The sequence below is a fragment of the Xenorhabdus sp. PB30.3 genome, from assembly GCF_963895965.1.
GTDB classification, from domain to species: domain Bacteria; phylum Pseudomonadota; class Gammaproteobacteria; order Enterobacterales; family Enterobacteriaceae; genus Xenorhabdus; species Xenorhabdus stockiae.
Genome location: NZ_CAWQMW010000138.1, coordinates 1 through 21,764 on the forward strand (window position 1 = coordinate 1; position 21,764 = coordinate 21,764).

The following is a 21,764-nucleotide window of genomic DNA, read 5'->3' on the forward strand; positions in this document are numbered from 1 at the left end:
ATTCAAACTTTATCCAAAAAATTCCGTCAGATAGAACCTCCCAATTAATAAAGAGTTAAAAAATGAATAGTTCGTTAAGAAATAATAGTTTTTTACTGTTAATCATTTTTGTTTTAGTCGGACTGAACTTACGCCCTTCTATGGCAGCAATCGGGCCACTTCTGAATTCAATTCGTGATGCAATTCCCCTGAGCTATACGTTGGTCTCTTTACTCACTATGTTGCCGGTATTTGCCATGGGTATTGCCATGTTTATCGGTATTCGCCTTGCTGATGCTATCGGTGAGCATCGGGTCGTCAGTGTATCATTGATATTTATCGCTCTAGCCAGTTTTTTCAGATTATATGCGACGGATTCTATCAATTTATTGATCACTGCTGTTGTAGCAGGTGCAGGAATTGCCATTATTCAGGCGGTTATTCCAAAAATAATTAAAAGCCGTTTTCCGAACTCAATTGAACTGTATATGGGAGTCTATGTCACTGCAATAATGGGGGGTGCCGCTGTGGCAGCTTCATCATCTCCATTTATCGCTGAATATTTCACCAGTTGGAGGGTCGGGCTTTCTATCTGGGCAGGAGTTGCCATTTTTGCATTACTGGTTTGGCTTTCAGCTAAGAAATTAATTTCAGGGAATCAGCCAACAGAAAATATCAAGAGTGTGCCTGAACAGCAAAAAACATCCTTCTTTAAGAACCGACGGGCATGGCTACTGGGTTTGTTCTTTGGCCTTGGCACCTCCTCCTATACCTGCGTTTTAGCCTGGTTACCACCCTATTACTTTGATTTAGGCTGGCAAGACAAAGAATCGGGCTTAATTCTCGCTTATCTGACATTGATGGAAGTCATATCCGGTTTAATAATCCCTATTATCGCTAGCAGGAGTAAGGATCGCCGCTGGATTTTAACATTCCTGCTTGGTTGTATTGTTATCGGTTTTATAGGACTGATGCTAAAACCATCTGAATATGCCTTATTATGGTCCGGTTTACTTGGTATTGGGATTGGAGGCCTGTTTCCTATGAGCCTGATTGTCACAATGGACCATGTTTCTTTTCCCGCTAAAGCCGGCCAACTGACAGCCTTTGTTCAAGGAATAGGTTATATATTAGCCTCTTTATCACCATTACTGGCAGGATATATTAAGGATACATATTCCAGCTTCAGTTCCGCGTGGGCAATCCTTGCTACCATTACCTGTGTAATGATATTCATGGCATGGCGCTTTAAACCAGCCGAGTACAATTTACATTTTGCAGAATAGAATTAATGTGGGTTCTACCTGCTCCTTCTGGCAGCATCACCAGAACCAATGGTGATGCTGATATCTTCATACATTGATCATTAATATTTGATGGCAAAATCAACGAACAATCAGCCCCAGTAAAATCCCCACGGCACTAAAATCAGCATCGCTAAATGTGGTATTGGCAATGCCGATATCGCCAAGTACAGGCAGCAGGAATACCGGCAGGAATGTAATTAACAGGCCTTGAGCAAAAGCACCGAGGATTGCTCCCCTTCTTCCTCCCGTTGCGTTACCGAAAACACCCGCAGTTGCGCCAACAAAGAAGTGAGGAACAACGCCGGGTATAATCACCGTCATATTCAGCCAATAGAGTAAAAACATGCCGATGACACCAGCAATAAAGCTGCTCAGGAAACCAATCAGTACCGCATTGGGGGCATAAGGGAAAACTACCGGGCAATCCAGTGCGGGTTTGGAGTTCGGGACTAATTTGTCGGAGATACCCTTAAATGCAGGCACGATTTCGGCAATGACCATCCTGACTCCCTGTAGAATGATATAAACCCCTGCTGCAAATGTGATCGACTGCATCAAAGAGTACATGATGCTGTTTTTTCCACCACTGATCTGCCGCACAAACTCCTGATCAGCAAACAGGCAAGTGAGAAGAAAGATAACCGCCATCGTTAGAGAGATGGAAACAGAAGTATCACGCAGAAATAACAGGCTCTTTGGTACGTTCATTTCTTCTGTGGAATGCTCCCTATTCCCCAGTTTACTGCCAATAAACCCAGCCAGAACATAAGAGAGTGTCGAAAAGTGCCCAATGGCTACATCGTCAGAACCGGTCACTTTTTTCATATAAGGATGAGCTATTGCCGGAAAAAAGACCATTGAAACACCAACAACAATTGACCCCGTCGCAACAAGTGCTACACCATGGATCCCGGCGACAGAAAGAATAACGGCCACCATCATCGACATAAATAATGTGTGATGACCGGTCAGGAATATGAATTTCCACGGCGTAAAGCGGGCAATCAGAATATTAATCACCATTGCGAAAAACATAATCATCGCCATCTCTTTGCCAAAACTTTTCTGCGCGATTGATACGATAGCTTCGTTATTCGGCACAACACCCTGAATACCAAAAGTATGTTGAAAAATAACGGCGAATCCACTCAATGAAGAAACGATAACGCCCGCACCAGCGCCCAGAATAACAAACCCGAGCAGGGTTTTTACTGTACCTTTAATACACTCAGTCACAGGTTTTTTCTGCAATACCAAGCCAATCAGGGAAATCAATCCGACTAAAACAGCAGGCTCTGCCAATACGTCATTCATCAGAAAGCGGAAAAAATCCATATTCGTCTCCGGTTACAATCTGCCAAGATCTTGCAATGCCGCAGATAAACGTAATTTCATTGCAGATTTATCGAGCATATTTTCTAATACAACAACTTTTCCATTGACCTGCTGCTCAGCCAGTTGTTCTGCAATATCTTTTGTCGCAACAAAAATATCGCTCTTTATTCCTTTTGCTGAACCTAAATCTGTATGTCCGACACTGGCTTCAACACCTAATTCCTGCAAAATACTTTTAATACTCATTTCCATTATTAGGCTGGTACCCAAACCATGACCGCAAACAACGGTTATATTCATCTTATTTTCCTGTTAACTAAAAGTAGTGGTTAATACCCCTGAATAATGGAAAAAGCTTCATCCTGATTTTTAGCCTGCATTAATCGATTAATTTTTTCCTGATCATCAAATAGCCCAGCCAGTTCAGCAATGACTTCTATATGGCTGTAATTACTTGTTGTAGCAAATACAAACAATAATTTAACCGGATCATTTTCTGCTGACCCAAATCTGACACCCTGTTTTATTAATGTCAGGCTCAGGGCAAGCCGATTAACGCCCTGTTCTGGTCTGGCGTGTGGTATTGCTATACCTGAACCCACAACGTAATAAGGACCAAATTTTTCATGGGACTCATAAATCGCCTCGACATAACTGGGTTGAATCGCTCCATTATTAATCAGTGGCTGACAGGCGATTTCAATGGCCTCGTGCCAATCTCTGACATCAGGAAACCATTGGATGACATCGCGGGTTAATAAGGTTCGCAGCATTAAATTTCCCCGTATACTCTTCGTCTTTCAAATTGCCTCTTTATGGCGGCATTTTGAAATCCATCCAGTATATTTCGTTAACAAGCGGTTATTTCCATAAAGGGCATCGATGATTAAAAGAATAGCCAGTGCAAATCAAACCTACTGACGGAAAGAAATAAAAATCACAATAATACGGAGTAAATCACATTATGGGGAAACAATGAGGAGGTACGTAAAAAAATCCCCGAATCTAAAATTCGGGGATTAGCGGGTTATGTTAACGAATAATCATTATCGGCTAACGGACTAAATGCAAAAAGTGAATGTGTTTTTCGTATTGATCCAAAATATCGTGGATGATCTGCTCCTGCGTCCATCCCATCAGGTCGTAATCCTGACCGCCTTCTTTGAGGTAAACCTCCGCACGATAATATTTTTGCTCTTCAATTTTTTCTTCATCTTCCAGACCGGCAAGAGCAAATGCAGGCTGAATATAACCCCGTAAACGTACTTCATAAACGAAGCTGATATTTTCACCAAAGTCTACTTCCAGATGAATGCGATCTTCAGCTTCATCATTAATCAAAACTGTTTTATTTTGTTTTTCCAGCTCTCCGGCAACCATACTCATTGACTGCTGGATAACTTCGCTCATAAAACGTTTTACCTGTGATCGCTTAGGATAATAGACAATATTTCTTAACCTACGCTGCCACGGTATCGGGTTACGGCTGGCCGTAGGCGCTATCGTCGTCATCTGTTGGCTATCTTTCTTATAGGCATCAATCCGCAATGCTTTAAGCAAGCCATATATCGAAATTAATAACACAATTGAAAAAGGAAGCGCACTGGCAATGGTTACCGTTTGCAGAGCCGATAACCCTCCTGCAACCAATAGGGAAATAGCCACAACTCCCATTAATCCCGCCCAGAAAATTCTTTGCCAGACAGGTGTATGATGAGCACCACCGGATGCCAGTGTATCAACTACCATTGCTCCGGAATCTGCTGAGGTGACAAAAAACATCACCACCATCACCATTGCAATAAATGATAAAACAGTCGGCAGAGGGAAATATTCCAGAAAATGAAACAGGGCCAGAGAAACATCTGTCTGTACGACATTAGCTAATTCTTTGGCCCCTTTATTGGCAATCAGGTCAATAGCGCTATTACCGAATGCCGTCATCCACATCAGGGTAAAACCACTGGGTACAAACAGAACACCAGTTACAAATTCCCTGATTGTCCGCCCCCGGGAAACTCTGGCGATAAACATACCAACAAACGGAGACCAGGATAACCACCATCCCCAATACAGTAATGTCCATCCCCCCAACCAGTTACTGGACTTAGGTTCATAGGCATACAAGTTAAATGTTTTGCTGACAATTTCAGAAAAGTATCCGCCGGTGTTTTCCACAAAGGATTTCAGCAACAGCACAGTGGGCCCCAAAGCAACGACCAACACAAGCAAAAGCACAGCCAGACCTAAATTCACTTCGGATAAAATCCGGATGCCTTTATCCAAACCGGAAACAACAGAAATAGTCGCCAGAGCAGTGATCGCAATGATCAGTATAACTTGTACCGTTTCATTAATAGGCAGGCCAAATAGATGGTTAAGGCCTGCATTTACCTGAAGAACGCCGTATCCAAGAGATGTCGCAACACCAAATACTGTCCCTATAACGGCAAAAATATCTACCGTGTGACCAATCGGCCCATAAATTTTATCGCCAATAATCGGATACAGTGCTGAACGCAGGGTTAAAGGCAATCCATGACGGTAACTAAAAAATGCCAGAATTAAAGCCACAATGGCATAGATCGCCCAGGCATGTAGTCCCCAGTGGAAGAAAGTTAATTGCATAGCCTGTTTAGCTGCGGCAATACTTTCAGGAGTACCCACCGGTGGTGACAGATAGTGCATCACCGGCTCAGCAACACCAAAGAACATCAGCCCGATACCCATACCCGCAGAAAATAACATGGCAAACCAGGAAAAATAACTGAAATCGGGTTCAGCATGATCGGGGCCAAGCTTGATATTGCCGTATCTGGATAACCCCAGATAGGTCACTGAAAGTAAAATCAACGCAACGGCAAGGATATAAAACCAACTAGCATTAACAAACAAGTCTTGCTGCAAAGATTTAAACCACCTATCGGCAAGCTCTGGTTTCAAACCAGCAAATGCGACCAATGCAATGATCAAAAATGCCGAGAAGAAAAAGACTGGTGGGTTAATGTAAGTTTTCGTTTCTACCTGTCCAGTATTATCTTGACTCATACTCATCCTTCAAAAATTAGTGTCCGACACTATCTCCTATATCATTCAAAAAAATTTTGTCGAAATTTTAATAAAATTAAATAACTCCATCAGGAGTTACCCATCACGCAAACATTTTGTGTTCATAATTCACTCAATTTTTACGTTCATGATCACCTTAACATAAAAATCAGACCAACTGTACTTATAGAGAGTTATACAAAAAATGGCATTAACAAATTAATAACATCAATAGCTAATAAGTTAAAAACAAAAAACATTAACCTCATTTTTCGTGTAATTCATTAATAGTATTTAACTGATAGTGCAACGATTTCTCATTCAGGTTAATAACTAACATAAGGAAGTTAACATCATGTTAAACGCGTTAAACAGACCAAATGGGTTAAAAGGCAAGCGAGTTGTAGTTACAGGTGGTGGACGTGATTTTGGGCAGGCTATTTCTGTCTGGCTGGCACGGGAAGGTGCCCATGTTGATCTCTGTGCTCGCCAATTAAAAAATGCTGAAGCGACCTGTGAAATTATTCAGAATGAAGGAGGAGTCGCAAGAAGCTATCAGTGCGATATCAGTGATGCACAATCAGTACGCGATTTTGCCGATCAGTTACTACAGGACAGTAAGCCCATCGATATATTGATATTAAGTGCTGCGCAGTGGCTGGAGGGTGAGCTGAGTGAGAATAATAGTGATGAAGATATTATCAGCACGATAAATTCTGGTGCGACAGGTTCCATGTTATTGACCAAAATGCTATTACCAAGCCTGCGACAATCTCAGGGAGCTGATATTATTGCGATGGTATCAGTTTGTGGTATCCCAAACTTCACCCGCTCTGTCGCCCATCCGGCTTTTTTTGCAGCCAAACATGCTATGAGTGGTTTCTGCAACACAATTTCACACCAGTTAAGTAAAGATAATATTCGCGTGACAGGGATATACCCTCCCGACTTTGAACTTAATGGGTTTGATGAAATTCTGGATGATCACACAACAATGGGTAAACAAATGTTGAATGGCCGTTCGGTATGGGAATCCATACGGTTTGTTCTGACCCAGCCCCGCAGTTGCCATATCAGTGCAATTTATTTTCAGGGACCGACTTTTGAAGATATGAAACAGTTATAGTCGTTCAGAATAATTTATTATTCATATTCTCCTACGGTTGATGATAATTCATCAACCGTAACACATATTTCTCATTACTCTTTCTAATTCATTACTCGGATTGTAAATAAAAAACTCACCTTCCATTAAAATTTGGGCATTTCTTTGAGCACCTGCATACGCTATATTTTTACCAGCAAGAATAATACTGAATTCAGATATTCCCGACAGATGTTCAATACGTACCGTAACATTATCATCACTACCGTTGCGGGAATAATGGATATCACTGGCAATAGTTCCAGAAAAACAACTAGCAGCAGCTAAACAACAACCACCCGAAACAGCAACCGATGAATGAACATTTTTGGGAGTAAGATATCTGATGCTGATATCACCTCCATTTACAGGAGGAGCAATAATCGCTATTTTGGGCTGAGTTATAGATTTTTTTAAATCATCCTCATTCATTAATTTCCCATCATGCTTAATAATTCCCATTTTACTCCCCATCCCTGATCTTATTGCCAAAATTTTTTCTTGTAATAATGTATTATTTTCAATTTCCTTGACACTTTCATAACCAGTGATCCCTAAATCTTTTGCATTGATAACGATCATGGGTACAACAACATCGATACAAGTAAGAGGAATATTATTAAATATATCAATTAAATTCCCTGTAGGGAAAATCGATGATGTTTTTGAACAGGCTGGAGACTCAAATAAAACATGAACTTCCGGAAAATCCCCAATAATACCGGGGATAGATGTTAATTGATATTCAGGAGACACATTAGTCATTGAACATAAAATATTTTTACGCGTATTAGTGTTATAAATATTTAGCCTGCCATCAGGCATTAGCAATTTCTCTTCAGGTAAACCTCTTATCACCAATGGTATTGATGAAGTCATATTTCCACAATTAACTTCCCATGATACCGTATTGCTATCTTTTTCAAGCTGGGCAAACGTACTAATAACTTTTTTAGATTTACCATCTATATCAATGATGAATGCTTTGTTGCTGGTAATCACTCTTCGGCCTAATCCATGTGATTGGGTATTGTCTTTAACAGTACCTAGCAAAGGAACACCCATTATGTGCCTAAGAATCTCTTCCTTTAATTCTCTTTTTTCTGGCAAATATTTTTGTAATACAACCACACCTGTAGAAGTCCCGCCTCTGACATAATAGAGTGGGATTTTAATTGGAATAGAACGTTTTTTCATAAATCTATCACTATCAATAAATTGAAACCATGGCCTGAAAATCATAAAAAACGTGGGATTGCAATAAAATTACATGACATCATTTTCAATTTAATTAATTATTTAAATCTTGAATGATGAAAAAATAGCAAAGCCATCAATAAATTGAAAATCATATTGCATTAGCAATAAACAAAACCTCAATGAAACAACATGCAATAAATATAAATGCATATAACACCAGATAACAATTTAATATTTAGTGAGTTAAGCACATGGCTAAAAAACACATCTTATAAAAAAACCACCATTGATGAAATTAACGACTTTCACAGTAAATATTTCAATAAAATCAAAACCATTTAAAAACATCGAATTTATTGTTGTATGATTATTGAAAAACATGATATACAGCTCAATGTATCTTGAGTGATAGAATATAGGAATAACAAACTCCCCAACCAAAGTTTTATTTTTAAAATAAGAAGAATATGCATCTCACTATTAAACAATAAGATTTATTGTCTCTTATTAAAATTAGGAGTAGTCATGAAGGATAAAGAACCTGACCAACTACGTCGCCTGTTAGTAAAAGCACCGCTGCTGGTTCCCTTATTCACAACACTTCCCGCCTCTGCAAAAGAAAGATTGGTGTCATATTTCATCGGAGATAAATCCCCCGATGCGATACCAACCGTCGGAAAAACGCTATTGCTGAAAAATGCTGACATGGTTGTGACTATGGATAAAGACAGGCGTGAAATTAAGAGAGGCTGCGTCTTTATTAAGGGCAATATCATTGTTGCTGTCGGGACAGAAAGCGAAGTACCGCAAACGGCCGATAGAGTTATCGATCTCAAAGGGCATATTGTTATTCCGGGCCTGATTAATACTCACCACCATATGTATCAGAGCCTGACCCGCGTCGTGCCATCGGCACAGGACGGCGAGCTGTTTACCTGGTTGACCGCACTGTATCCGATCTGGGAAAAACTGACTCCGGAGATGATGAAAGTGGCAACCAAAACGGCGATGGCTGAATTGATGCTTTCTGGCTGTACCACTTCCAGCGATCACCAGTATATCTACTCGAACGGCATCAAGCTTGATCACAGTATTGAGGCGGCACAGGAAATGGGGATGCGTTTCCACGCCTGCCGCGGCAGCATGAGTATGGGGAAAAAACAGGGCGGCCTGCCACCAGACTCCCTTGTTGAGAATGAGAAATTTATCCTGAAAGACACCCAGCGTGTGATTGAGCAGTTCCATGATGCTAAGCGCGGTGCGATGATCCGCATCGTGGTTGCACCTTGTGCTCCGTTTGCAGTAAGTGAAGGATTAATGCGTGAATCAGCAAAACTTGCCCGGGCGCACGGCGTTTCACTGCATACCCACTTGGCAGAAAACATCAGTGATATCGATTACAGCAAAAAAAACTTCAACAAAACCCCGGCTCAGTATGTGGAAGATCTTGAGTGGGTTGGTCACGATGTGTGGCACGCACATTGTGTGAAACTCGACGACTACGGCATAAAGCTGTTTGCCCGTACCGGCACCGGCGTAGCACACTGCCCTTGTTCCAACATGCGTCTGGGTTCCGGTATCGCACCAGTGCGACATATGCTGGATGCCGGAATGCATGTGGGGCTGGGAGTCGATGGCTCCGCCTCTAATGATAGTTCAGATATTATGGCAGAAGTGCGTCAGGCGCTGCTATTACAACGTGTCGGTTTCGGCCCGGAAGCACTAACTGCCCGTGAAGCGCTGGAAATCGCAACACTTGGGGGTGCAAAAAACCTCAACCGTGATGATATAGGTGCGCTGGCTCCGGGCATGATGGCAGATATTGCTGTGTTTAGCCTCAAAGGCATTGGCCTTGCAGGCGCACAGCACGATCCGGTCTCAGCGCTGGTGTTCTGTAACCCGGGTAAAGTAGCGTACAACATCATCAACGGCCGCATCGTAGTCGAAGACGGTAAAATAACTACCGTGGACGTTCCTGTCATTATTAAACAGCATAATCGCCTTGCCTACCAACTGGTTGAGGGTTAAACCAAAAAAGACTGATTGGGGCTTATATTGAGAAATATCATGTCATGATAACGTTTGGAGTCATGACCAATAAATTTACCCAATGTATTGAGAGAATTAATCCCATGCTCCGCATCTGGATAAAGAGACTGAATCAAAAAACGATAGGTCATTCTAAAACCGAAGAAATACACGATCAAGTGATAGGTACGTTAATTGCTTGTGAATACTATATTTCACAAGCAATCTAATCATTAGAATTATAACTATTTTTCTAGATTGGCGCGTGAGACTAATTAAAATAACCTTTTATCTCTTCCCTTTATAAATATCAATTTGTTATTTTTATTCTGCTTCTGTTATATATAAAATGATATTGAAGTTAAAATACCATACTTCTTCCAACAATTAAAATATCAAATAAACCTCAAACATAAAACTTCCAAACATTACCCCAAACCTTTACACTTAACTACCACCTACTGAAGTAGGTGGGTTAGCGCACTTCGGTGCCGACGACTGAAAGTCGTCGAATCACGCACCTCGTAAACGCGCATAGGTCAAAACATTAAAGTCAACGTCACCGTCTAAAGACGGTGGTTTTAACCTATCATATGGAAAAATAAATAGAATTTATTAAGCACATAGAAAATAAATAACAATATAAACTCTAATGTTAATTATTACTAACAAAAATCCTCAAGGAGTATACATTTAATGATGTAATATATTACACTTATGTAAACAGAGAGAAAAAAGAATCGTTAGTAATGATATAAATTGTATTTTAAAATAGGAGAAAAAAATGGCATGGATTTATGAAGTAAACAAAAGAGCATTTTATCATAACGAAAAATTTCAGTTTTATGCACTGTATGCGGGTGCACCAGGGTACAAGAATAATAGTGAACATGAATGCGTTTCAAATAAAGGGCCTCTTCCAAGAGGAAGATATAAAATTGGAGCACCTTTCAAACATCCACATTCTGGTCGTTATACTCTAAGGCTAACTCCTCATGAGACTAATTATATGTGTGGAAGGGCTGGATTTCTGATTCATGGTGATAATGGCCGCGGTACTGCTTCGAATGGTTGCATTGTCGCTCATCCAAGTTACAGACAAAAAATTTGGGAAAGTGGGGATAGGGAGCTTATTATAAAATGAAATTATTTCCATTTATCGCATTAATATCAACTTTCACCAGCATTTCTAGTTTCGCAAAAGTGTTACCGACTAATTGTATCAGCATTAATGAAACAGTTGGTATTGATATGACTAACTTTATGCTAAATGACTTTAAAGTAAAAAAAGAAGATATTATTTTAGGAAAAACAAAATCCGAACTATTATATTCAAATTCTGTAGGAATACCATTATCTACCTATTATGGAGAGCAGGAAAAGAAATCTGAAGGAGTAAATAGTGAAGATACTACAACCATAAGTGAATATGCACATACATTTCGGGAAAATAATGCAAAAAATATCATCATAAAATTCACTTACGAAAACATAGAGCATAAGCATAATGTTTTTCTGGCTTCAGCATTAGTAAATGATCATGATTGCGCTGTTAGATTTAATGGATATATCGTTGTAAAAAGAGAATTTTGATAAAACTTTTCTCTAAAATCACTGACGGATATTGTGATGAAGTTATCCAGATATATAGCAGAATCATATTAATATGATTCTGCTATATCTTTTCGAACAAGCTGCTGCAACCCAATAAACTCAAAAGCCCCGGTCAGTCATAACCGGGGCTTTATATCATTGCTTGAGAGTAAACCCTACATCACACTTTTCGCCTGCTGGACGATCTCAATCAGTGGCTGTGGCCAGACACCGAGGAGCAGGACCAGTAACGCAGTGAGTAACACGACAATACCACCAGAGGTTCGGGCCCAGTTTCTTGGGGTATCACGGTTCAGTGCTTTTGGTGCTGGCAGGTATAAACTCACCATCACACGCAGGTAGAAGTAAAGGCCAATCGCACTTCCCAATACTACCGCGCCAGTCAACCACCACAGTCTGGCTTCAACACCTGTTGCGATAACATAGAATTTACCGATAAAACCAAATGTCAGCGGTATACCTGCCAGTGACAGCATCATAATAGTCATGACAGCGGATAAAATTGGCCTGTGCCAGAACAAACCACGATAGGAGAACAGTGATTCCGCGTCAGGGCCTCGGTATGGGCTGGACATCAGGCTGACCACGCCAAATGCGCCAATGCTGGCGAGCAGATAACCAGCCAGATAAACCCCGGCTGTTTCTTCTGCTAGTTTGTGATCTTTAATGGCTATCAAGACCACCAGCAAATATCCCAGATGTGCAATGGATGAATAACCGAGCAGGCGTTTGATATTACTCTGCGTCAGTGCCAGCAGGTTACCAAACAGGATTGAGGCTATTGCAATCACCGTGAGTACAATACGCAGAGTTTCACTGTCTGTGACAGGTGCCTGCACAAACAAACGCATCACAACAGCAAAGATTGCCACTTTACTCGCCGTTGCCAGAAAGGTCGATACCGGTGCTGGCGCGCCCTGATACACATCCGGCGTCCAAAGCTGGAAGGGAACGAGGGAAAGCTTGAAACCCAGCCCGACAATCATCATTCCCAGCCCTGCCAGAATCAGCGGCTCATGAAGTTTGCTGTCGCTCAGGCTTCTGCCCAGTGATGCGAAGGACAAATCGCCTGATTCAGCATACAGCAGAGCAATACCGAACAACAGGAACGAGGATGCCGCCGCAGACAGCAGCATATATTTGATACTCGCTTCCAGTGAGCGTTTCTGGCGGAATGCATAACCAATCAGACCAAACAGCGGCAGAGTGATTAACTCAATACCGATAAACAACGATGCCATGTGATTGGCCGCAGAAAGCAGAATACCGCCAACAGCTGCAATCAACACCAGCAGGTAAAATTCTTCTTTGTTATCGGGATAATTTTCCAGCCACGAATAGGCAAATGTCGTCGTCGCAAGGCTCGCAATCAGCACCAGTGCTGTATAGAACATGGCAAAGCGATCCACATGGAGCAACGGAGTGACATCCATCGGTTCCTGTTGCCCGACAAAATAGAGAGAAAGCAGTGCCAGATTCAGGCCAATTACCGTCAGGGTAACGTTGGTGAAATGATCGCGTCGCCATGCAATGGACAGCATCACAACCACCACCGTCAATCCGACGATTAATAGCGGCAACAGTGCGATCAATTGTTCAGAAGTTATTGTCATGGCAAATTACGGCCTTGTAGTTAAAAGTGAAGCTGAATACCAATTCTGGATGTTGCTCATTGCCGCTGCCGAAGTATCAAGAATCGGTTGTGGATAAACACCAAGAATAACCAGCAGGGCACCCAGCAGCAGCAAAATGGAAATTTCTCGTGCATCCATCCGTGGCAATGGCTCATCAGATTTTGGCGTACCATAGTGAGCTTTCTGCATCAGGTACAGAGCATATACGGAGGCGAAAACCAGACCAAACACAGATACCGTAGCAATCAGGGTAAATTTACCGAAACTGCCGAACAGGATCATAATCTCACCCACAAAGTTACCGGTGCCCGGCATACCTAATGTTGCTACCGCAAAGAACAGAGATATGGCCGGCAACAGCTGAATTCGTCCCCATAGGCCACCCATCTGACGCAAATCACGGGTATGCAGGCGTTCATAGAGCTGACCACACAGAATAAACAGCCCGGCCGCTGACAAGCCGTGGGCAATCATCTGGATAACGGCACCCTGATAAGCCAGTTGACTGCCGGTATAGATAGCGATCAAAACGAAGCCCATATGCGAAACACTGGTGTAAGCAATCAGACGTTTGATATCGGTCTGACTGAAAGCCATCCATGCACCGTAGAAGATACCAATGACACCCAGCCACATCGCGATTGGTGCAAATTCCGCAGAAGCCTGAGGAAACAGAGGCAAACCAAAACGCAACAAGCCATATGCCGCTGTTTTCAACAAAATCCCCGCGAGGTCAACAGAACCTGCCGTTGGTGCCTGACTGTGAGCGTCCGGCAACCAACCATGCAAAGGTACAACAGGCATTTTCACAGCGAACGCGATGAAGAATCCCAGCATCAGCAGATACTGAACAGTATGTGACATCGGGGTATCCAGCAGTTTTTCATAGCTGAATGACCACTCACCGGTTGCATCGTGGTAAATGAATGCCAGTGCCAGAATCGAAATCAGCATCACCAGACCGCTGGCCTGAGTATAAATGAAGAATTTCGTCGCTGCCGTAATACGGGTTTTGCCCTGTGATCCTCTGTGACCCCAAAGTGCAATCAGGAAGTACATCGGAACCAGCATCACTTCCCAGAAGAAGAAGAACAGGAACAGGTCAATGGCAAGGAAGACTCCCATCACGCCACCGAGGATCCACAGCAGGTTCAGATGGAAGAAACCCTGATACGGCTGGTTTTCGTTCCACGAACAGAGAATCGCCATTAAACCCAGCAGCGCAGTCAGGACTACCATCAAGAGTGACAGACCATCCAAAGCCAAATGAATGGAGATGCCAAAGCGTGGTATCCACGGCATCAGAAATTCTGATTGCCACTGTGGAATGCCTTGTGGGTTGGTCAGCGTATAGCCTCCCTGCATCCAGAGGTACAGAGAAAGCAGCAGAGTCAGCCCCATCGCAAGAGACGCTATCCAACGCGGCACACGGGTGCCGAAGCGCTCTGCCTGCCAACACAGCAGGCCTCCGATGAAGGGCAGAAGAATTAGCCAAGGTAGTAGCATGGCGCAATGTGTCCCTTAATTAAACCAAAAGCAGCAGAGCTAAAACCAGCACTGCACCCAACCCTATAGAGGTAGCGTACCAACGAACCTGTCCGTTCTCACTCAAACCAAGTCCCTTATTGCCCCAGCGTGACAATATTGCAGGGATATTCATCAGTGAGTTCAGAGGATCATTCCGTAACAGTTGTGTAATACCTTTGAATGGTTTCACAAATACCCAATCATACAGAGCATCAAAACCCCAGGCATGGAACCACCATGTTGAGAAGAAACGCCCCGGAGCACTGTTGGCAATTGCATTGACCAAACTACGTTTACCAAGGTACAACGCGGCAGCCAGCAAAATACCCAGCACAGCAACCACACCGGAAACAATCTCCAGCGTCATCTTGCCATCATGCCCTTGCGCACCATTACCCGGCAGAATACCTGTCAGCGGTTGTTCAATCAAAGCACCAACAAATGTGGACAGGAGCAGCAGCACTGACAACGGCAGCGTATGGGTAATACCTTTAACTGAATGCGCTTTGGTATTTTCTTTCCCGTGGAACACAATGAAGATCATGCGGAAGGTATACAGAGAGGTCATCAATGCACCTATCAGACCTGCCAGCATCAGGTTCATATGACCATTTGCCAGCGCGCCCCACAGGATTTCGTCTTTACTGTAAAAGCCTGCTGTCAGCAACGGCAGGGCAGACAAAGCCGAACCACCCACCAGGAAACAGAGATAAACAAACGGAATACGTTTGCTCAGGCCACCCATTTTGAAGATGTTCTGCTCATGATGACAGGCAAGAATGACCGAACCGGAAGCAAGGAACAGCAGAGCTTTGAAGAAGGCATGAGTCATCAGATGGAAAATCGCCGCATCCCATGCCTGTACGCCCAACGCCAGAAACATGTAACCAATCTGGCTCATGGTGGAATAAGCAAGTACACGCTTGATGTCCGTCTGTACCAGTGCCGCAAAACCCGCCAGCAACAGGGTAACAGCACCAATAATACCCACCAGATGCAGAATATCTGGCACCATCAGGAACAGAGCATGGCTGCGGGCGATCAGATAGACACCGGCTGTTACCATTGTTGCTGCGTGGATCAGAGCAGAAACCGGTGTCGGGCCAGCCATCGCATCTGCCAGCCATGTCTGTAATGGCAACTGAGCAGATTTACCTACTGCACCACCCAGAATCATCAGGGTTGCCCATGTGATTGCTGTAGAACCGGCTTCAATATGCTGCGGTGCCAGTACCGCCAGTTCGCGGAAGCTCAGCGTACCCAGCTGGTCATAGAGGATAAACATACCGATGGCAAGGAATACGTCACCCACACGGGTTACGATAAAGGCTTTCATTGCCGCTGCACCGTTGGCTGGCGTTTTGTAATAAAAGCCAATCAGAAGGTAACTGCACAGCCCTACCCCTTCCCAACCGAGGTACATCAGCAGCATGTTATCTGCCAGAACCAGAACCACCATACTGGCGATAAACAGGTTGGTATAAGCGAAGAAACGGGAATAACCTTCTTCACCACGCATATACCATGAAGCATAAGTGTGGATCAGAAAACCGACACCGGTGACTACACTCAGCATGGTTAATGACAGGCCATCCAATACCAGATTAACCGGAATACTGAAACTGTCTACGCTCATCCAGTTCCACAATGTCTGGCTATAGACAAACCCACCAGCTTCATTCTGAGTATGGAAATCCATCCCGACCCAAAGAGTAACCAATGCGGCCAGCCCGACAGAACCGATTCCAACGGTCGCTGACAGATTTTCAGACCAGCGGCCGCGGGAGAATGCCAGCAGCAAAAATCCCAGCAGTGGCAACAGAATTGTTAAATAGAGTAAGTTCATCCGCGCATCTCACTGACTATATCAATATTCAGGTTCTGGCGACGACGGTACAGCTGTAGTAACAGAGCCAGACCGATACTCGCCTCGGCAGCTGCCAGTGTAATGGCCAGAATGTACATCACCTGACCATCAGGCTGGAGCCAATAGCTACCGGCAACAATAAATGCCAGCGCTGAAGCATTGATCATGATTTCCAGCCCGATCAGCATAAATAGCAGATTACGACGGATAATCAGGCAAGTGAAACCCAATGCAAACAGAATAGCCGCCAGAATCAGACCATGTTCCAAAGGTATCATTATTGGTCCTCCACACGATTGCTGAGTACTTCACCCTGACGACTTTCACGACCAACGTGGTAAGCCACCACCAGCCCTGCCAGTAATAACAGGGATGCCAGCTCTACTGCCAGTACGTAAGGACCGAACAGACTGATACCCACTTCTTTGGCACTGACCACTTCGCCACTGATTGCAGCTTCAGGCAGGCTGTGAATAGCAAAGATCAGGATAACCAGTAAAATGGACGAAAGGATTACAGGCCCAATCCAGGCTCTCGGCTTCAGCCATTGTCTTTCCTGATCAGCGACTGATTTACCAAGATTCAGCATCATCACAACAAAGACGAACAACACCATGATCGCCCCGGCATAAACGATGATTTCCAGTGCACCGGCAAAATAAGCGCCCAGAGAAAAGAACACGACTGAAAGCGCCAGCAGGGAAATAATCAGGTACAGCAACGCATGTACGGGATTGGTGTGCGTTATTACCCTGAGTGTTGCCAGAATGGCAATCAACCCTGCGATATAAAATGCAAATTCCATGAATATCGCTCCTTATGGCAACAGGCTTTTAACGTCGATAGGTTTGGCTTCATTGTCGGCTTCGCCTTTGTCTTTGCCATCAATCGCCATACCTGATTTACGATAAAAGTTATAGTCAGGGTATTTACCCGGCCCGGAAATCAGCAGGTCTTCTTTTTCATACACCAAATCCTGACGGTTGAATTCACCCAGTTCAAAATCCGGTGTCAACTGGATCGCCGTAGTCGGGCAGGCTTCTTCACATAGTCCACAGAAAATGCAGCGTGAGAAGTTGACACGGAAAAACTCCGGATACCAGCGACCGTCTTTATGTTCGGCTTTTTGCAGGGAGATACACCCCACCGGACAGACGGCTGCACACAGGTTACAGGCAACACAACGCTCTTCACCGTCAGGGTCACGCGTCAGAACGATGCGCCCACGGTAACGGGGTGGCAAATAAACCGGTTCTTCCGGATACATTTTTGTTTCGCGTTTATGGAAGGCATGAAGCCCTATCATCCAAATACTGCGTACCTGGGTGGCGAAACCAACCAATAACTCTTTTAATGTCATGGTTTAATCACCCCTTTATTGAGCGTTGTACAAAATCACTGCGGCAGTCGCCAGCAGGTTGAGTAAAGTTAACGGCAAGCAAATTTTCCAGCCGAATGACATCACCTGGTCATAACGCGGACGCGGTAACGCAGCACGGATTAGAATGAACATCATCATGAAAAATGCTGTTTTCAGCGCAAACCAGACGAATGGAGGCAGGAAAGGCCCATGCCAGCCACCAAAGAAGAGTGTGACGATTAAAGCGGACACCGTCACAATACCGATATATTCACCCACAAAGAACATACCGAATTTCATGCCGGAATATTCAATATGATAACCATCAGCCAGCTCCTGCTCTGCTTCCGGCTGGTCAAAGGGGTGACGGTGACATACTGCAACTGCCGCGATGGCGAACGTCAGAAAGCCAAAGAACTGCGGGATAATATTCCACAGATGCTGCTGGGAGTTCACAATCTCCACCATGTTGAAAGAGCCGGCCTGAGCGACGACTCCCATCATGGACAGACCAATGAAAACTTCATAACTCAGTGTCTGTGCTGATGCCCGCATTGCGCCTAACAGCGAATATTTGTTATTACTCGACCATCCGGCGAACAACACCGCATAAACAGCCAGACCTGCCATCATCATGAAAAACAGGATACCGATGTTCAGATCTGCCGCCATCCATGTCGGACTAACCGGTACAATGGCAAAAGCCAGTAACAGAGAGCAGAAACCAACGATAGGAGCCAGAGTAAAGATCATCCGGTCTGAGAAGCGTGGTGCCCAGTCTTCTTTGAAGAACATTTTGATCATGTCAGCAACAAGCTGTAATGAGCCGCCCCACCCTACACGGTTTGGCCCATAGCGATTCTGGAACAGCCCAAGAAGACGGCGTTCGCCGAAACTCATGAACGCTCCGCAGACAACCACAACCAGCAGAATGACAATCGCTTTAAGGACAGAAATCAAAATTTCAGTCAATTCGGGAGTAAGCCAGTTCATTATGCAACCTCCCGTAAGTTATTGACTGCTCTGCCTGCCAGAACCGGCGGAATACCCGGCATTCCCAATGGCAGGCCAATCTGACCCTGAGCAAGATTGCTGCTCAGGCGCACCGCTAAGCGCAATTGCTGCCCCGAACAATCAAATTCCATCATGGAACCTTCTTTCACATTAAGATGTTCAGCATCCTGACGGTTCATCATTACATACGGCTCAGGCATACGCTCCTGAATGACATCTGCCCGCTGGGATAACTCCTCACTACCAAACAGATGGAAATAAGGTGCGATGTACCATTCATTTTTCTGCGCGCTAAAGGCTGCCGGAATGCTGTCAAAGTAGTTCAGACCACCATCCACTGTCTCAATCAGGCGTACGCCGGGATCGCCGAAACGCAGCTTACCGCCCACTTCTGCCTGGAATTTATTCCATGCCTGTGGTGAGTTCCAGCCCGGCGCCCACGCAAACGGGATTTGCTGACGATCCGCAAACGGGCTGTTATTCCCTTCCATTGAGAAGGCAAACGCCGTATCAATATCTTGCGGCTGACGCTGTTCATGAACACTAACATTGGCAAGCATGGCTGTACGGCCACTGTAACGATGAGGTGAACGAGCCAGTTTTTGACCACGAATACGGAATGTGGCATCCGGTGCAGCATTGACGATGCCCTTGAATTGCGGCATTTCTTTGACACAAGCTTCAATCACATGGTCAAGCTGAGTCCAGTCCGTCTGACGCTGTGTATAGGTTGTATGCAGAGAGTGCATCCAGCGCCAGCTTTCCAGCATGACAACAGATTTGTCATAGAATGCAGGCTCATATACCTGGAAGTATCGCTGCGCACGACCTTCCTGATTCACCAGCGTGCCATCGCTTTCTGCAAAACTGGAAGCAGAGAGGATCAGATGAGCTTTATCCATAATGGCGGTATGCTGATGATCAACAACAATCAGGTTTTTCAGGCTATTCAGTGCACTGTCAATCTTATCGGCAGGAGCGTGACGGTAGAGATCGTTTTCCATCACGATAGCCGTGTCTGAATCGCCTTTAGCAATACGCTGTAAAGCAACATCCAGCGACTGCGCCTCCATCATCGCCAGACCAAGGCTGTTCGCATAGGCGGCTACATAGGAAAGACCGACATTGGCTCCGCTGTCTTTCAGTGCCCATGCGATATTAGCGGCAGCCTGAATCAGGGTATCACTGCCTGCATTACTGCCACTGATAATCAGTGGTTTTTTCGCTCCACGCAGTGCCTGAGCAACGATTTCTACTTTCGTTTTCAGTTCATCCGGTAGGTCATTGACAGCAGGGGCAATACTATTCAGGGCATGTGCCACGGCAAAGCCGAACCGGGCCTGATCATCAACGGGTGCACGATAATTCCACGCTGCGATATCGTCCAGACGGGTATCATCAACGCTGGTCAGGAACAGCGGATATTTGGCATGTTGACCAATATTCATCACTGCTGCAATTTGCCAGTCCGCTACTTTTTGAGCTGCGGCCATTTCACGGGCTTTACCCTTAACCGCCTGACGTACCGACAGCGCCATTCGGGCACCTGTCTGTGTCAAATCTTCACCCAACACTAACACAGCGTCGTAATCTTCGATCTCCCGCAGAGATGGCGTATAAACCCCGCCCTGTTGCAGAATTTCCAGCATCATGTCGAGACGGTGCTGCTCTTCTGCTGAAATACCGCTATAGAAATTCTCCGCACCCACTAACTCACGCAGTGCAAAGTTACTTTCGATGCTGGCACGCGGCGAGCCGATACCAATCGCGTTTTTCGCCTGACGCAGAATATCCGCCCCACCCTGCATCACCTGCTCGGCATTCAGTGAGATCCACTGATCACCACGAAGCTGTTGTGGCTGACGAGGGCGATCACCACGATTGACATAGCCATAACCAAAGCGGCCACGGTCACACATGAAATAGTGGTTAACCGTGCCGTTATAGCGGTTTTCAATGCGGCGTAATTCTCCGTAACGTTCTCCGGGACTGGTGTTACAGCCGATACTGCACTGCTGGCAGATGCTCGGCGCGAACTGCATATCCCATTTACGGTTATAACGCTCAGAGTGCGTTTTATCGGTAAATACCCCTGTCGGGCAAACTTCGACTAAGTTACCGGAAAATTCACTTTCCAGCGTGCCATCTTCAGGGCGGCCAAAGTAGATATTGTCATGTGCACCATAAACACCCAAATCCGTACCATCCGCATAATCTTTGTAGTAGCGGACACAACGGTAACAGGCGATACAGCGGTTCATTTCATGAGCAATAAATGGACCCAGTTCCTGATTCTTGTGTGTGCGTTTGGTAAAACGGTATTTACGGAATGAATGCCCCGTCATCACCGTCATATCCTGCAAATGGCAGTTACCACCTTCTTCACAGACAGGACAGTCATGAGGATGGTTAGTCATCAGCCATTCCACCACACTTGCGCGGAACTGTTTTGCTTCTTCATCATTAATGGAGATATACGTACCATCTGAGGCCGGCGTCATACAGGACATCACCAGACGACCACGTGTATCTTCCGCGTTCTGATATTGCTTAACCGCACACTGGCGGCAAGCGCCAACGCTTCCCAGCGCCGGATGCCAGCAAAAATAAGGGATATCAAGCCCCAGCGAGAGGCAGGCTTGTAACAGGTTATCAGCCCCGTTTACATCATAATTTTTGCCGTCTACATGTATCGTAGCCATAGTCA

General features: G+C 44.7%; 19 protein-coding genes. 6 read left to right on the plus strand and 13 right to left on the minus strand.

What is annotated here, in order from left to right; all coding sequences use genetic code 11:
* Nucleotides 1-62 precede the first annotated feature (62 nt).
* On the plus strand, nucleotides 63-1,265 hold the full coding sequence (locus AACX38_RS12775) for a cyanate transporter (protein WP_228864488.1): 1,203 nt from the start codon (nucleotides 63-65) through the stop codon (nucleotides 1,263-1,265).
* A gap of 99 nt (nucleotides 1,266-1,364) precedes the next feature.
* Here the strand turns inward: AACX38_RS12775 and AACX38_RS12780 are convergent, their stop codons facing one another.
* The 4 genes from AACX38_RS12780 to AACX38_RS12795 form a co-directional block, all read right to left on the minus strand.
* On the minus strand, nucleotides 1,365-2,621 hold the full coding sequence (locus tag AACX38_RS12780; RefSeq protein WP_228864489.1) for a PTS ascorbate transporter subunit IIC: 1,257 nt from the start codon (nucleotides 2,619-2,621) through the stop codon (nucleotides 1,365-1,367).
* 12 nt (nucleotides 2,622-2,633) lie between these two features.
* Entirely contained in the window at nucleotides 2,634-2,921 is a 288-nt protein-coding gene (locus AACX38_RS12785; RefSeq protein ID WP_099121166.1) for a PTS sugar transporter subunit IIB, read from the minus strand.
* 29 nt (nucleotides 2,922-2,950) lie between these two features.
* Nucleotides 2,951-3,394 (minus strand): PTS sugar transporter subunit IIA, encoded by a 444-nt coding sequence (locus tag AACX38_RS12790; protein WP_228864490.1) that lies wholly within the window; start codon nucleotides 3,392-3,394, stop codon nucleotides 2,951-2,953.
* A gap of 280 nt (nucleotides 3,395-3,674) precedes the next feature.
* A complete protein-coding gene (locus tag AACX38_RS12795; RefSeq protein WP_228864491.1) occupies nucleotides 3,675-5,669 on the minus strand; it encodes a BCCT family transporter in 1,995 nt (664 codons plus the stop codon).
* 355 nt (nucleotides 5,670-6,024) lie between these two features.
* Between AACX38_RS12795 and AACX38_RS12800 the strand changes: the two genes are divergently transcribed.
* Nucleotides 6,025-6,795, plus strand: a complete 771-nt coding sequence (locus AACX38_RS12800; protein ID WP_228864492.1) for an SDR family oxidoreductase — start codon at nucleotides 6,025-6,027, stop codon at nucleotides 6,793-6,795.
* A gap of 51 nt (nucleotides 6,796-6,846) precedes the next feature.
* Here the strand turns inward: AACX38_RS12800 and AACX38_RS12805 are convergent, their stop codons facing one another.
* Nucleotides 6,847-8,010, minus strand: coding sequence for a PrpF domain-containing protein (locus AACX38_RS12805; protein WP_228864493.1), 1,164 nt, complete (start codon nucleotides 8,008-8,010; stop codon nucleotides 6,847-6,849).
* Between the two features lie 528 nt (nucleotides 8,011-8,538).
* Here AACX38_RS12805 and AACX38_RS12810 point away from each other — a divergent pair.
* The 4 genes from AACX38_RS12810 to AACX38_RS12825 all read left to right on the plus strand — a co-directional run bounded on the left by AACX38_RS12810 (nucleotide 8,539) and on the right by AACX38_RS12825 (nucleotide 11,634).
* A complete protein-coding gene (locus tag AACX38_RS12810; protein ID WP_255712074.1) occupies nucleotides 8,539-10,041 on the plus strand; it encodes an 8-oxoguanine deaminase in 1,503 nt (500 codons plus the stop codon).
* Between the two features lie 62 nt (nucleotides 10,042-10,103).
* On the plus strand, nucleotides 10,104-10,271 hold the full coding sequence (locus AACX38_RS12815) for an IS1 family transposase (protein WP_370630634.1): 168 nt from the start codon (nucleotides 10,104-10,106) through the stop codon (nucleotides 10,269-10,271).
* Between the two features lie 554 nt (nucleotides 10,272-10,825).
* A complete protein-coding gene (locus AACX38_RS12820) occupies nucleotides 10,826-11,185 on the plus strand; it encodes a tlde1 domain-containing protein (RefSeq protein ID WP_228864494.1) in 360 nt (119 codons plus the stop codon).
* Entirely contained in the window at nucleotides 11,182-11,634 is a 453-nt protein-coding gene (locus tag AACX38_RS12825; RefSeq protein ID WP_228864495.1) for a hypothetical protein, read from the plus strand. The genes AACX38_RS12820 and AACX38_RS12825 overlap by 4 nt, the downstream gene beginning before the upstream one ends.
* 176 nt (nucleotides 11,635-11,810) lie before the next feature.
* Here the strand turns inward: AACX38_RS12825 and nuoN are convergent, their stop codons facing one another.
* The 8 genes from nuoN to nuoG are packed head-to-tail and all read right to left on the minus strand — an operon-like array spanning nucleotide 11,811 to nucleotide 21,759.
* On the minus strand, nucleotides 11,811-13,268 hold the full coding sequence (nuoN, locus tag AACX38_RS12830) for an NADH-quinone oxidoreductase subunit NuoN (RefSeq protein ID WP_099121158.1): 1,458 nt from the start codon (nucleotides 13,266-13,268) through the stop codon (nucleotides 11,811-11,813).
* 6 nt (nucleotides 13,269-13,274) lie between these two features.
* Nucleotides 13,275-14,795: an NADH-quinone oxidoreductase subunit M gene (gene nuoM, locus AACX38_RS12835; RefSeq protein ID WP_228864496.1), complete on the minus strand. Its 1,521-nt coding sequence runs from the start codon at nucleotides 14,793-14,795 to the stop codon at nucleotides 13,275-13,277.
* Nucleotides 14,796-14,814: 19 nt separating this feature from the next.
* Complete coding sequence (gene nuoL, locus AACX38_RS12840) at nucleotides 14,815-16,662, minus strand: NADH-quinone oxidoreductase subunit L (RefSeq protein WP_228864497.1); 1,848 nt, start codon at nucleotides 16,660-16,662, stop codon at nucleotides 14,815-14,817.
* Nucleotides 16,659-16,961: an NADH-quinone oxidoreductase subunit NuoK gene (nuoK, locus tag AACX38_RS12845; RefSeq protein ID WP_086956183.1), complete on the minus strand. Its 303-nt coding sequence runs from the start codon at nucleotides 16,959-16,961 to the stop codon at nucleotides 16,659-16,661. The genes nuoL and nuoK overlap by 4 nt, the downstream gene beginning before the upstream one ends.
* The gene (gene nuoJ, locus AACX38_RS12850) at nucleotides 16,961-17,488 is read right to left on the minus strand and encodes an NADH-quinone oxidoreductase subunit J (RefSeq protein ID WP_099121155.1); all 528 of its coding nucleotides are present in this window, start codon (nucleotides 17,486-17,488) and stop codon (nucleotides 16,961-16,963) included. Before nuoJ ends, nuoK begins: the two co-directional genes overlap by 1 nt.
* A 12-nt stretch (nucleotides 17,489-17,500) precedes the next feature.
* Nucleotides 17,501-18,043, minus strand: coding sequence for an NADH-quinone oxidoreductase subunit NuoI (nuoI, locus tag AACX38_RS12855; RefSeq protein WP_099108384.1), 543 nt, complete (start codon nucleotides 18,041-18,043; stop codon nucleotides 17,501-17,503).
* 15 nt (nucleotides 18,044-18,058) lie between these two features.
* Nucleotides 18,059-19,036 carry an NADH-quinone oxidoreductase subunit NuoH gene (nuoH, locus tag AACX38_RS12860; protein ID WP_099121154.1) on the minus strand — a complete coding sequence of 326 codons (978 nt, stop codon included), beginning with the start codon at nucleotides 19,034-19,036 and terminating at the stop codon, nucleotides 18,059-18,061.
* Nucleotides 19,036-21,759, minus strand: a complete 2,724-nt coding sequence (gene nuoG / locus AACX38_RS12865; protein WP_228864498.1) for an NADH-quinone oxidoreductase subunit NuoG — start codon at nucleotides 21,757-21,759, stop codon at nucleotides 19,036-19,038. The genes nuoH and nuoG overlap by 1 nt, the downstream gene beginning before the upstream one ends.
* Nucleotides 21,760-21,764: the final 5 nt, after the last annotated feature.